This window comes from Holtiella tumoricola (assembly GCF_027857615.1).
GTDB lineage: Bacteria > Bacillota > Clostridia > Lachnospirales > Cellulosilyticaceae > Holtiella > Holtiella tumoricola.
On the sequence record NZ_JAQIFT010000068.1, the window covers coordinates 17,754 to 31,229 of the forward strand.

12 protein-coding genes are annotated in these 13,476 nt (G+C 34.1%); 2 read left to right on the forward strand and 10 right to left on the reverse strand.

Annotation, left to right across the window (positions count from 1 at the left end):
• Nucleotides 1–7: 7 nt before the first annotated feature.
• The 3 genes from lepA to gpr form a co-directional block, all read right to left on the reverse strand.
• Nucleotides 8–1,819: a translation elongation factor 4 gene (lepA, locus tag PBV87_RS19335; protein ID WP_053985287.1), complete on the reverse strand. Its 1,812-nt coding sequence runs from the start codon at nt 1,817–1,819 to the stop codon at nt 8–10.
• Nucleotides 1,820–1,886: 67 nt separating this feature from the next.
• Nucleotides 1,887–3,056 carry a stage II sporulation protein P gene (locus tag PBV87_RS19340; protein ID WP_271013426.1) on the reverse strand — a complete coding sequence of 390 codons (1,170 nt, stop codon included), beginning with the start codon at nt 3,054–3,056 and terminating at the stop codon, nt 1,887–1,889.
• A 60-nt stretch (nt 3,057–3,116) separates the two neighbouring features.
• Nucleotides 3,117–4,115: a GPR endopeptidase gene (gpr, locus tag PBV87_RS19345; protein WP_053985289.1), complete on the reverse strand. Its 999-nt coding sequence runs from the start codon at nt 4,113–4,115 to the stop codon at nt 3,117–3,119.
• Between the two features lie 157 nt (nt 4,116–4,272).
• Here gpr and rpsT point away from each other — a divergent pair, with 157 nt between their 5' ends.
• Complete coding sequence (gene rpsT, locus PBV87_RS19350; RefSeq protein ID WP_271013585.1) at nt 4,273–4,536, forward strand: 30S ribosomal protein S20; 264 nt, start codon at nt 4,273–4,275, stop codon at nt 4,534–4,536.
• Nucleotides 4,537–4,592: 56 nt separating this feature from the next.
• Here rpsT and holA read toward each other — a convergent pair whose 3' ends face one another.
• From holA to PBV87_RS19380, 6 genes are read right to left on the reverse strand one after another with little or no spacing between them, the layout of a single operon-like run.
• Nucleotides 4,593–5,561 carry a DNA polymerase III subunit delta gene (gene holA / locus PBV87_RS19355; RefSeq protein WP_271013427.1) on the reverse strand — a complete coding sequence of 323 codons (969 nt, stop codon included), beginning with the start codon at nt 5,559–5,561 and terminating at the stop codon, nt 4,593–4,595.
• A 1-nt stretch (nt 5,562) separates the two neighbouring features.
• Nucleotides 5,563–7,827, reverse strand: a complete 2,265-nt coding sequence (locus PBV87_RS19360) for a DNA internalization-related competence protein ComEC/Rec2 (RefSeq protein ID WP_271013428.1) — start codon at nt 7,825–7,827, stop codon at nt 5,563–5,565.
• Between the two features lie 52 nt (nt 7,828–7,879).
• Nucleotides 7,880–8,827 (reverse strand): GerMN domain-containing protein, encoded by a 948-nt coding sequence (locus PBV87_RS19365; RefSeq protein ID WP_053985293.1) that lies wholly within the window; start codon nt 8,825–8,827, stop codon nt 7,880–7,882.
• 15 nt (nt 8,828–8,842) lie between these two features.
• Nucleotides 8,843–10,255 (reverse strand): sensor histidine kinase, encoded by a 1,413-nt coding sequence (locus tag PBV87_RS19370; protein WP_242847684.1) that lies wholly within the window; start codon nt 10,253–10,255, stop codon nt 8,843–8,845.
• 19 nt (nt 10,256–10,274) lie between these two features.
• Nucleotides 10,275–10,961, reverse strand: a complete 687-nt coding sequence (locus tag PBV87_RS19375; RefSeq protein ID WP_053985295.1) for a response regulator transcription factor — start codon at nt 10,959–10,961, stop codon at nt 10,275–10,277.
• A gap of 11 nt (nt 10,962–10,972) precedes the next feature.
• Nucleotides 10,973–11,596 carry a helix-hairpin-helix domain-containing protein gene (locus PBV87_RS19380; protein ID WP_053985296.1) on the reverse strand — a complete coding sequence of 208 codons (624 nt, stop codon included), beginning with the start codon at nt 11,594–11,596 and terminating at the stop codon, nt 10,973–10,975.
• A gap of 116 nt (nt 11,597–11,712) precedes the next feature.
• Here PBV87_RS19380 and PBV87_RS19385 point away from each other — a divergent pair, with 116 nt between their 5' ends.
• Nucleotides 11,713–13,056, forward strand: coding sequence for a D-alanyl-D-alanine carboxypeptidase family protein (locus tag PBV87_RS19385; RefSeq protein ID WP_271013429.1), 1,344 nt, complete (start codon nt 11,713–11,715; stop codon nt 13,054–13,056).
• Nucleotides 13,057–13,097: 41 nt separating this feature from the next.
• Here PBV87_RS19385 and rsfS read toward each other — a convergent pair whose 3' ends face one another.
• A complete protein-coding gene (rsfS, locus tag PBV87_RS19390) occupies nt 13,098–13,442 on the reverse strand; it encodes a ribosome silencing factor (protein WP_271013430.1) in 345 nt (114 codons plus the stop codon).
• Nucleotides 13,443–13,476: the final 34 nt, after the last annotated feature.

A 13,476-nucleotide genomic window follows, 5' to 3' on the forward strand; every position in this document is an offset into this window, starting at 1 on the left:
TCGTCCTCTATTCGTCTAATTTTAAAACGCTCATGAACGCTGCTTGTGGTACTTCTACGTTACCAACTTGGCGCATACGTTTCTTACCTTCTTTTTGTTTCTCTAGTAGTTTACGTTTACGTGAAATATCTCCACCATAACATTTAGCAAGTACGTCTTTACGCATCGCACTAATTGTTTCTCTGGCAATAACTTTATTTCCAATTGCAGCTTGGATAGGAATTTCAAATAAATGTTTTGGAATTTCTTTTTTAAGTTTTTCTACAATCTTTCTCCCTTTTTCAACGGCATTAGATTCATGCACAATAAGAGAAAGGGCATCCACCATTTCTTTATTTACAAGAATATCAAGTTTTACAAGCTTAGATTCTGTATAACCTGAGAGTTCATAATCAAATGATGCATAACCGCGTGTTCTTGATTTAAGTGCATCAAAGAAGTCATAAATAATTTCATTAAGCGGGAGCTCATAAGTGAGTACTGCGCGCGTTGCTTCTAAATATTCCATACCATGGTAAATACCACGTCTTTCTTGGCAAAGGTCCATAACAGCCCCTACATAATCTGAAGGTACAATAACTTGTGCTTTTACCATCGGTTCTTCCATATGCTTAATGTTAGATGGGTCTGGTAAGTTAGATGGATTAGAAAGCTCAAGCTTTTCACCATTTGTTTTGTAAACGTGATAAATAACGTTAGGCGCTGTTGTAACAAGATCTAAGTTATATTCACGTTCAAGACGCTCTTGAATAATCTCCATATGGAGTAATCCTAAGAAACCACATCTAAATCCAAATCCTAAAGCAATTGAAGTTTCAGGTTCAAATACAAGTGCTGCATCATTAAGTTGAAGCTTTTCTAAACTATCACGAAGGTCACCGTATTTTGCACCATCTGCTGGATAAAGACCACAGTATACCATTGGATTAACTTTTTTGTATCCTGGTAATGCTTCAGTTGCTGGATGAAGCGCATCTGTTACTGTATCTCCTACGCTTGTATCTGTTACATTTTTAATACTTGCTGTAATATATCCTACTTCACCTGGTTTTAAATCATCCATAGGACGGAAAACACCTGCTCCAAATGTACCTACTTCTACAACATCAAACTCCGCTTTTGTTGCCATCATACGAATTTTCATGCCTTTTTTCACAGTGCCTTCTTTAACTCTACAGAAGATAATAACCCCTTTGTATGGGTCATATAATGAATCAAAGATAAGTGCTTGTAATGGTGCTTCTGGATCACCTACTGGATGTGGTACCTTGGCAACGATTTGTTCAAGTACATCTTCAATATTAATACCATTTTTAGCTGAAATAAGTGGTGCATCGTGTGCTTCTAATCCAATAATATCTTCAATTTGGTGTTTAACTGCGTCTGGATCTGCACTTGGTAAATCAATTTTATTAATAACAGGCATAATTTCAAGGTTATGATCAAGTGCTAAATAAACATTAGCCAATGTTTGAGCTTCTATCCCTTGGGCTGCATCCACAATAAGTACTGCACCTTCACATGCTGCTAAACTTCTTGAAACTTCATAATTAAAGTCAACGTGTCCTGGAGTATCTATAAGGTTGAAGATATATTCTTCACCATCGTTAGCTTTATAAACAAGTCTTACTGCTTGAGACTTAATTGTAATCCCACGTTCACGTTCAAGATCCATGTTATCTAGAACTTGTGCTTGCATTTCCCTTTCTGTAAGGGTTCCTGTCATTTGTATAATTCTGTCGGCAAGAGTACTCTTACCATGGTCAATATGTGCTATAATACAAAAATTTCTAATTTTTTCTTGTCTTGAAAGAGACATATTGCTCCTCCTTATTATTTTCTCTAGTATTGATTCGTTTTATTATAGCATACCCTATTTAGGTCTATCAATCTTTTTCAAGTACCTTTGCTAATATGGTTGCAATAGGTTCTGCTGTTCTTACCGCTTCTTCACTGGTATCATTTTGTGAACCAATTTCAACAAGAAGTGACATAGGTTTCATATGTAAGCTGTAACGATAAGCCTTTAAATAGACTTTCCGCATAAGTTCTGGATAGTATTTCATCCCTTCAATCTGCGCTTGTAAAGAGAATGCTAAGTTATCTTCAAGATTAGGATTAGTAAGGGTTTTCATAGGAATATTTTCACCGTCTTGGTTCTTGAGCATTGTAAGCCCATTAACAAACATAATTTTACAAGCCTCTTCACCATTGAGATCTCCTACAACTTTGCCTGTACCTGCCACACCATCACGATGCAAGTCAATACATACCTGTATAGATGGGTTTTCATCTAAAATGCCTTGTATAACTGTCTCCATTCTTTCATAACACCCATTTGTGTCCTCACTTGTATCATTGATATAAAAATGGTCTGTCACATGAAGTGTTTCAATACCATATTTATTTTCTAAAATATTTTCTATTTCACTACCTACTGCTAAAATACCAGGATCACTCTTATCTTCATCTGCGAAACGCTCTTTCGCATGGGTATGGAAAATAAGTACCTTTGGCCCTTCTATAGACTCATCTAATCTAAATTCCTTTTTAGCAAGTGCTTCAAAATCCCATTCTGATAACATGTTGGCATCAATAGTTAATTCATCATGATCTCCTGTATAAATTTTACTGAGTAAGTAGTTTGGATCATTTAATTTGTTTAAATCAATTTCAGCCTTAACAGGTGTTGGTAAATTTGGCTGATAAACATTATCTTTTTCTAAAGATATCATTTCCTCTTCTTCTGGTATTTTAAAATATCCAGTAAGCTCTGATACTTCCGTAAAATGATCTATAAATTCACTATAGGGAAGTGTTTGAGTAAGTAACCTTAAAGGTTCCCAGTCAAACTGAAAACTCGGCTTTTCATACCATTCACTTCCCTCAGTTGTACTATATGCAAAGGGCATCGTTAAACACGTAATCAAAAAGGGTGTTTGATGACCAGGCATTTTATTAAAATGCTGATAAATATTATAACTCACAACAAGTCCTATCCCTACTAATACCAAATAAATTTTCATTTGCTTGGTTAAGGGTTTTAACTTTTGCATGCTTCTCCCCCTTTACAGCCTGTCTCTCACTATTGTATTAAATACCCCCCTTGTTTATGACTAATTTGAGTATTTATTAATGTCATCTAATCCAATACCTGGATGTACCGCAATGTTGATACTATTAAAAATAATTTCACTTAAATAAACCATAATCTCATCGATATCTTTTGCTGTAACAAAAAGATTTCCCAGCTTTGGTTCTAAAATCTCCTTAATCATAACGTATTTTTCTTCTTCACTTACTTGTTGTAACATTTGATAAAAAGCATGATTGGGTGCATTCTCAAGCATAGATTCAATAAGATGTTCAAATGTATCATTAACAAGTGTTGCTGTATCAATCACTGTTGGTACACCAATGGCAATAACAGGACATCCCATTGTTTCTTCATTAAGTTGTTTACGTCTATTACCAATACCTGCTCCTGGAGAAATGCCTGTATCACTCATTTGAATGGTTGCATTAATACGCTCTGGACTTCTTGCTGCAAGCGCATCTATAGCAATAATACAATCTGGCTTTGTATTTTCTACAACACCTTGTATAATTTCGCTTGTCTCAATGCCTGTAAGTCCCATAACTCCTGGTGTTAAACTACTTACTACATTAATTGATTCATCTATTGCATCTGGTGCATGCTCTTTTAAGTGTCTTGTTACAAGTACTTTACCAGATACATCTGGGCCTAATCTGTCAGGAGTCGCATAGCGGTTCCCAAGCCCTACAACCAACACATTTAATTTTTCTTTTTTAGGTAATAATTTTTGAAGTTGTGTAGATACTACATTAATAATTTCACGATGCGCATCTGGATCATTCTCTTTCATCATAGGGGATTCTATTGTGATATAATGTCCTATAGGTTTTCCCATTGCTTTAACACCTTGTTCATTTATGATTTCAATAGAGGTTGTTGTAATTGGATATTCTTGGTTTTTTTCTGTTTGAATATCGATACCTTCTATTGTTTGAGTTTGACTCTGTGCTTGCAAAGTTGCCCCAATTTCCAAGGCTAAGTCGGTACGTGGTGTCCATGTGGTTTCTGTTTTTATCATTACCTATCATCCTTCCATAGTTACTGAAAACTATTTTTACCATAAATTTAAAGACTATACATTGACTTGTCCTTGGACATACTATATAATGTAATATGATTAACCGTTCATAATTCCCCAAACCGTGTCCATAGAATATGAATGGAGGTGCCATACCATGGCAAACATTAAATCAGCAAAAAAACGTATCAAAGTAATCGCAACTAAAACAGCACGTAATCGTGCACTTAATTCAGCAGTTAAAACTTACATGAAAAAAGTTGTAGCTGCAGTAAACGCTAACGACAAAACTTTAGCTGAAGCTAACTTAAAAGTAGCTGTAAAAGCTATCGACAAAGCTGCTGCAAAAGGTTTATACCATGCAAAAACAGCTGGTCGTAAAAAATCAACTTTAGCTCGTTTAGTTAACAAAATGGCGTAATTCTTGATACGCAAAAACTACTAGCCTACGGCTAGTAGTTTTTTTTATTTATTCTCTTATTGATGGTTTAAAGTGATACACTTAATAATTAAAAATTCTACACACTTCACTTGTTCCATCTTCCCTGTTTTAATAGCTTCATCACTCTCAAGGCATAGTTCTAAAATATCTTGAAGATTTTTAAAGGTAAAGCGCTGTGCCTGCATACATAAATCCTGTGCAACATAATAAGGAATTCCTAATGTTTGTGCAATACTTTTTGGATTGGCATTATTCCTTTGAAGATACTTTACCTGTAAAAGCTGACGATATTGTCTTCCTATTAAAACAAGTACACCTATTGGTGATTCTTTACTTTCAATAAGCTTATTATAAATCCCCAGTGCCATTTGTGTCTGATTTTGGCTTACTGCTTTTAAAAGCTCAAATACTCTTTGTTCTAGAGAAAAAATACATACATTATCTATTGCTTCTCTCGTAACCTTTCCATCACCTACATAGCTTGCAAGTTTATCTAATTCCACTAAAATGTGACTAACCTGCTTAGGTAAATTCATAGCTAAATATTTAATAAGCCCACTGTCAATATTAAGCCCACGCTCTTTACATGCATTCCCTATAATTTTAACTAGTGCCTCATCATTAGGTGTATTCCCTTCTATTGCTGTAAAATCCTTTTGTATATATTTATAAAGGCTATTACGTTTATCTACATCTTGCTCTACAAAGACAATAAGAGAATATTCAGGTTTAACCTTCAGCCAATCCAGTAATTTTTGTGTATCATCCTTTTTTCCTACTTTAAAATAACCACTATTTTTAACAACAATTAATTTTTGCTCTGCAAAGAATGGCATAGTTTCACCAATATCAATAATATTTGCAACTTCTATATCTTTGCCTTCAAAGTAGCTATAATTCATTAAATCACTCTCATCTACTGTCTTAGCTTTTATGGCTTTTAAGGCTTCGTTTTTTACCCATTCATCTTCTCCATAAATAAGCGTAATCCCCTGTTTCTCCACGTCATTTATCCTCCTGCAAATTGTTTTCTACTGTATACGTTAAGCCATCTGTTACGACTTTTATGGCACCTTGATCACTTGTGGTACATATTTTAATCTCCTGCTCCTCTAATCGTTCTAGTGTAAATATATGAGGATGCCCGTACCTGTTCTTAATACCAGAACTTATCATACCATACTCTGGATTAAGTTTCTCTATAAATTTTAAAGAAGTACTATTTTTTGAACCATGATGGGCAACTTTTAGTAAATCCACATCCGGAAGCTCTTTTAATAGCTGCATTTCTGTTTGTATACCAATATCACCTGTAAAGAGTTCTGTTACGTTGTTATACGTCAACAGGCAGACTAAAGAGTTTTCGTTCGGATCAGAAGTTAATCTTCCTTGATCAGGCCATAAGATATCAAATTGTAATCCTTCTACTTGAATTTTTCCCCCTTTATAAAGGTTAATAAGCGGAATAGCATTTTTCTCACAAAGATTGATGAGCTTCGTTCTATATTCGTCTTCCGCCTTTGTATCTGCCCATGCCACTTGCCCAATAGATACTCCTTCTTTTATTAATTCTAATAGTCCCCCTATATGATCTTCATGAGGATGTGAGAGTATGGCTAAATCTATCCTTTTTGCTCCTTTATACTTTAAATAACGCTGGAGTGTTGTCGCACTTTTTTCTGTTCCAGCATCTATTAAAATAGTCTGACCTTTGGGCGTTGTAATCACACAGCAATCACCTTGGCCTACATATAAATGCATCAGCTCAAGTTGACTAGGGATTTGTGCAATTCCCCATATTAATACTAAGCTGAATACGCTTGCTATAACAAAGTACTTTTCTGGTTTATAGTTTCCAAGTTGTCTCTTTTTAATTACTAATTGTTTGCCTAAGTATACTCCTATCCACAAAAAGCCTAAGCTACTATAATATAAAACTAAACACCACGGTGTAGGTTGTCCACTTATATAGGTTGCATAAGGTAACTGAGTAAGATAACTGCCCATGCACTCTATACATCCTAATAGAGCAACTATTCCCATCCCCATTATCTGACTAATAGCTGGTACTATAAAACTTATTCCTATAATTAAAAATAAAATGGGGATCATTAAAGAAAATAGCGGAATAACTAAAATATTAAGAAAGACACCTAATACAGGAACTTCGTAAAAATGATACGCTAAAATAGGGCTTAGTATAAGGGTTAGCACAATAGAGGGCAAAACCACTCTGCAGGCTCGTAATCGCTTCTTAGACCACTTCAGCACATGTTTTATATAGCTATAAATGACCTCTTGGTAGGCCACACCGACTATCGCACCAAAGGAAAGTTGAAAACCTATTTGAAATAATGCAAAAGGATTCATTCCTAAAATAATAAAGGCTGCCAGTGCTAAACTACTTAATAAATCATCTTCTTCCCATATACTGCGTACCAAGAGCATTGCTGTAAGCATAATAGAAGCACGTACAGTGCTTAGTCCCATTCCTGTTATAATGCAATACAACCATATTCCTATCACCGAGAATTGATTACGTTTACTATATTCTAGCCCTAACCGCCCTAATAGCTTCCATATGACCATGCTAATAACTGTTAAATGAAGGCCAGATAAAGCTAAGACATGTGCAATACCTAATGTTTGATAAAGGGTTTTAACGTCTTCTTCGATATTTTTCTGATTACCTAATAGAAGTGCTTCTACTAATCCCTTGTCCTTATGATTAAAAATCTCCTCTATTTGTGCTTTTAAACTCGTACGTACTTGATGAATGATCGTTGTCCTTGGTATCACTTCTTTTAATTGGATAAGTTCGATTTGAGCGACAATCCCTTGTCCTTTTAAATACATCCCATAATCCATATCTGAAGGATTATAAGGCTTTGTAGATGGCTTTACTTTACCTATAAGCTCTACTTGATTGCCACAAACTATGGGGTAGACTTGATCATAGAGGACTTGCACTTTACTTTTTAGTCCTATCTGTTTTCCTTCTTGTTCGTAACTGACATCTTTTATTACCATTCTAGAATTAAAACGCCCCTCATCTAAACTTTCAATTGTACCTTGTAAAGTAAGAACACCTTGTAATTTTTCTTCTTCAACTAATACAGGATGGCTTAAGACTCTAATAAGTCCTATAAGTACCAGCCCCACTAATATACCCATCTTGTCAGTCTTTGTGAATGTGTATAAAATGCCTAGCCCAAGTACTACTAGCAAGATAACAACAAAAAAGGAACGATATGAACCTCTAGTCCACATCGTTCCCCCTATTACTCCTATACAATATGCTCCAATAGCCCAAACCAAAGGCCTATGGAGTTTGTAAAATAAGTTCTTCATTTCTCTCAAATACACCACCTGATTGATTAGGAATATTAAATTCTGTTTGTTTTTTTCCATCTTTTAAGAAATTTACTTTTTGTATTTTTGAAATTTCTGTTAAAGAGTCAACCATCGAATAAATGATAAGCTCTTCTCTTACTGTATTCCCCACCTGCGGTATTTGTAAATCATAAGATAAATCGATTTGGCATACACCATCTTGTGTTTTAATATCATTAACCTTTGTATCAGCTGGTAATATACTTGACAAACCTTCTGTCATTGGTCCTTTTATCAATTCTGCAATCACATACTCTTCAAGAGGTGTATTGTTATTCACTCTAATTTCTCTTTGTTCTTTGTGCAATAACCCATCCGTATTACTTGGGAAATAAAGTGTTACAATTTGGCTGCTTGTTGGTGGTGTAGGATTTAATACATTAATTAAAATATCTTTACGCTCCACTGCATCCATCTTATCTCCATTACTATTTACAAGTGGTATATCATTGGCTTGAAACTCCACTTTATCAATAAAATCTAATTCTGTTAAAGTATAGACAAGCATTGCACGATGTGTAATTTGAGTAGGCACATCTAAAGTATTATAGGCAGTGCTAAAATTAATATAAGCGGTGCGTTCTTTTAAAATAGCTTGGTCAATATTAAATAAAATAGGTCTTGTCCCTTGATTGTTTACCTGTGGTCCTTTAGCCAATGCATCTAATACCGCAAGCATCGTCTTTTCTTTAGAAGCATCTTTTGGTAAGTCAATAGCGCGTTCTTCCATAATAAGCGTACTTTGATGCTCATCATAAAAGTATAATTTTATTTTTTGAGAAGATGATGATTGCTTTATATTTAATTCACATCCTGTCAAAACAAGCATGCATAACGCTAAGAGACTAATTCCTAATAACCGTATAGTTTGTTTCATTTGTCTACCTCCATCCTATAAATGCCTAATTGGAATTTGAACGGTGAAGATAGAACCTTTACCTTCTTCACTTTCTACCTGAATAGAACCATTATGCATAATCACAGTACGATAAGTAATAGATAATCCTAATCCTGTACCACCAGTCTCACGATTTCTAGTCTTATCAGTACGATAAAAGCGTTCAAATATTTTAGACTGTTCATCTTTTGCAATACCAATCCCTGTGTCTTCTACAGAAATCTGAGCATCTTGAAGGTCACTTTGTAAAACAACACGTACTTCTCCACCCTCTGGTGTATATTTAATAGCATTCTCTATTAAATTAGAAATAGCCAGTGTTAATTTTACTTCATCAATATCTACAAAAATTTCTTTGTGACTTTGATAAATAAGCTTAATATCTTTTTTCTTAGCAAGTGGAATCAAACGTTTTAAAATAGCCTGTGTCATATCATTCAAATTAGTTGTTTGAATATTCATAGGTACTTCTGTTTGATCTAATCTTACAAGTGTCAATAAATCACTAATGATATTATTAAGGCGATCTACTTCTGAGTTGATATCCATAAAGAACTCTTTATACATTTCAACAGGAACATTCTCCTGAAAAAGTAGTGATTCTGTAAGCACCTTAATAGATGACAGTGGTGTTTTCAGTTCATGGGACACATTCGATACAAATTCTTGTCTAGAATGTTCCACACGTTGAAGTTGCTCTGCCATGTGGTTAAAGGCGTTTCCTAGTTCTGCAATCTCATCTTTTCCTTTCACATCTACCTTTTGATCAAGCTGCCCATTAGTAATTTTTTGAACAAATTTCATAAGAACCTTCAAAGGTCTTGATATAAACGAAGATGTAAAGAAGCTTAATAGACCTATTAATAAACTGGTAAATAACGACAATAAGTACACTTGATTTTGCATTTCATCCAGTGAACGATAAATATCATCTATTTTAGCTGTTACAATAACTGCCCCTAAAACTTCATCTTTATTATCCTTATCTGTAATAGGAACAGCTGCACTCATAACCTTTTGATCTTCACGACTATAAGGCTCTGCACTATCTATTTTACGTAAGGCATCAAAGACTTGCTTACTCATAATGGTATGTCCTTTATCGGCTGCTGCAGAATCTGCAATAATATAGCCTAATTTATCTACAACAACAATACGTCCATTGCCATTAAATCCTTTTTCTTTTCCAAGCCCTCTAATATAGGACTCAAAATAGGTATAACTTGTATAATCCTTTAAGTAGTTTCCCTCAGATATTTGTGTTGAAATACGATTTGCCTGTCTTAGCCATTCTGCTTTGCTTTGTTCGATATATGAAGTCTCAATACGATCCATTACAATAGGCGCAAAGAGCATAAATGGTATAAAGCTAACTAAGAAGAATAAGACAAATAATCGCCATCTCAAGCTGTGAAACCACTTCATCTTAATCTTTAAAATAATAACCTACCCCCCATTTAGTATGAATATATTCAGGTTGTCCTGGATTTGGCTCAATCTTCTCACGTAAACGTCTTACATGAACATCTACCGTACGTACATCACCTGGATAATCTCTTCCCCAAATGGTATCAAGCAGTTGATCCCTACTATATACTTTACCTGGATGTGTTGCAAACAGTTCAAGCATATCAAATTCTTTTGCAGTTAAATTAATTTCATGATTATTTAAGAAAACACGCTTACTACTTAATTCTAGTCTTAAGCTTCCTACTTCTAAAAGCTTTTTATTTTGCTCTTTTTCACCTTGTACAGCACGTCTCAAAATAGCTTTAATACGTGCTTTTAACTCAAGGATATTAAATGGTTTTGTTACATAGTCATCTGCCCCATATTCAAGGCCCATAATCTTATCCATATCCTCACCTTTAGCAGTAAGCATCACAATAGGAATATTAGAAAATTCACGTACAATTTGACATACTTGTAAACCATCATACTTAGGAAGCATAACGTCTAAAATCATCACATCATAATGACCATTTTTGACTAAATTCAGTGCTTCCTCACCATCATAGGCCACATCTACTTCCCATCCTTCTTGCTCTAGGCTAAACTTTATTCCTTTAACGATAAGTTTTTCATCATCGACAACTAACACTCTACTATTCATCCTATTTCCTCCTACTCTATTGTAATTAATTCTTGTAACCCCTCATAAACTTTATCGCCTATTCCAGGTACATTCTTTATCGATTCTTTCGATGTAAAAAATCCACTTTGCTCCCTATATAAAATAATTTGCTGAGCCTTTACCTCTCCAATTCCAGGCAACGTTATAAGTTCACTCTCATTCGCTCTATTAATATTTATAAGAGAAGATTTTTGAGTCCTTTCTTCATTTTCATATGAACTTAGCATTTTGTCAATTTCTTCTCCAATTTTAGGTATATATATTTTTTGATGAGCATAAATGGGTTCTGCTAAATTCAGTTGATTTAAATCTGCTTCATCTATTAATCCTCCTGCTATTTCTAAAACATCCTTTAAAATAGCAGTTTTTTCTATATAATAGACACCAGGATTTATGACAGCACCACACAAATAAATAGGGACACTGACTTCTTCATCCACAAGCTGTGTTCCGTCCTTTATAGACTCTTCTTGACTTACAACACTAGCAGAATCTACTTGATCTATAATCTGAATGGTTTCTTGATTACTTTGTTGATTCATAAGAAGCAAACCTGTTACACTTAGTAATATAAGCACAAATATAATTTTATACTTACTTAATAATTTTATCACATAATCACCTCTAGTACAAAGTTTTAACAAATTTTGCACATCTTAGACAGGTTTGCCTTTACTAAAAGCTTTATTTTTAATATACTAGTACTGTTGAAAGGAGAATTTTTTTACTTATGAAAAAACGTATATTGAAACAATCAGTTCATATAATTTTAATTTTATCATTATTGTTCAGTTGTTTACCACTGTACGCAACTGAAGGGGATCCTGGCACATCTGTACCTACCATTGGTGCTGAAGCCGCTATTTTAATAGATGCAAAAACGGGAGAAATCCTATTTGAAAAAAATAGTCAAGATCGTCACTTTCCTGCAAGTATTACAAAACTCATGACAGCTTTACTCGTCATTGAAAATTTAAAACCAACAGATATGATTACTTTTTCCGAAGATGCCATCTATGGTATAGAACGTGGCAGTAGTCATATGGGAATGCGTGTAGGTGAACAAATTTCTGTAGACCAAGCTTTACGTTGTTTGCTCCTTATGTCCGCAAATGAGGTTGCCAATGGCCTTGCTGAAAAAGTGAGTGGTTCTATGGATAACTTTGCTGTTGCAATGACAAAAAAAGCTGAAGCATTAGGTGCAAAAGGTACAAGCTTCAAAAATCCTCATGGTTTAGATGATGAGCAACATTATACAACTGCTTATGATATGGCTCTTATTGCTAAAGAACTCTTTCATAATGAGTACTTTTTAGAAATCATGAAAGATGTAACCTATCAGATACCTCCTACAAATAAGGTAAATGAAATACGTTATCTTTCACAACAACATAAATTAATGAATCAGTTTAGTGACAGCAAGCTTTATCGCTCAGATGTTATTGGGGGTAAAACAGGTTATACAGATATTGCACGCCATACCCTTGTTACAATGGCAAAACAAGGAGATATTGAACTGATTGCTGTTATTATGAAAAGTGATACAAAATCTGGTATGTATACAGATACAACGAAGTTGCTCGATTATGGATTTAATGCTTATCAAACTTTTGATCTTCTCAAAGAAAATGAAGTCATTACTAAGCTTCCTATTTACTCTGTTAAAAGTGGTAAACTTATTGAATTTGCAACTTGTGATATTGTAGCTTCTAGTAATGAATCTGTACTTGTAAGTAAAAATATTAAGACACGTGATATTGTTACAAATATAAATGTTCCTGAGTATTTAGAAATGGGCATCGCTTCAGATGCTATAGTAGGTTCAATTGAATATTTACACAATAACAAGGTATTAGCTAAAAGTGATTTAAAAATCTCTAACATCAATTATATTTCTTCTCCTTATACGGCTAATCAACCCGAAAAACCTACATTAACTTTTCCTATTTCATCTTTCCTTATTTTGCTCATTCTCCTACTCGTTATTTTAATCTTATTAACTCTCTTTATCAAACGTAAGCGCAAACGTAAATTTAAACATAAGAAACTTAAATTTTCTAAAACCATAAAATAGGCATATAGCAAACCTATAGTTTGCTATATGCCTCTATTTTTTTAAAATAATAATGTTGTTCCATCTTGCCAAAGACGATCTAATCCATAAAACTCAGCATCTTCTTTATAGAGTACATGAATAATCACACGTCCATAGTCCATTAAAATCCAATTCGCAGTTTGGTAGCCTTCTTTTTGTATAACTTTAATATCTTCTTCACTTAAAGCATCTTCAATATCATCGGCTAAAGCCTTCGTCTGCTTTGTATTATTCCCTACCACAATAACAAAAATATCTGCTAGTGATGTAATATTATGCACATCTAACACCTGTAGACTCTCAAACTTCTTCTTTTTCAAAATGCTAGCTACCTTTTGTGCTAGTAAAATGGATTCATTATTCAATATAAAAAAACCCCTTTCGTCTATGCCTTTTCTC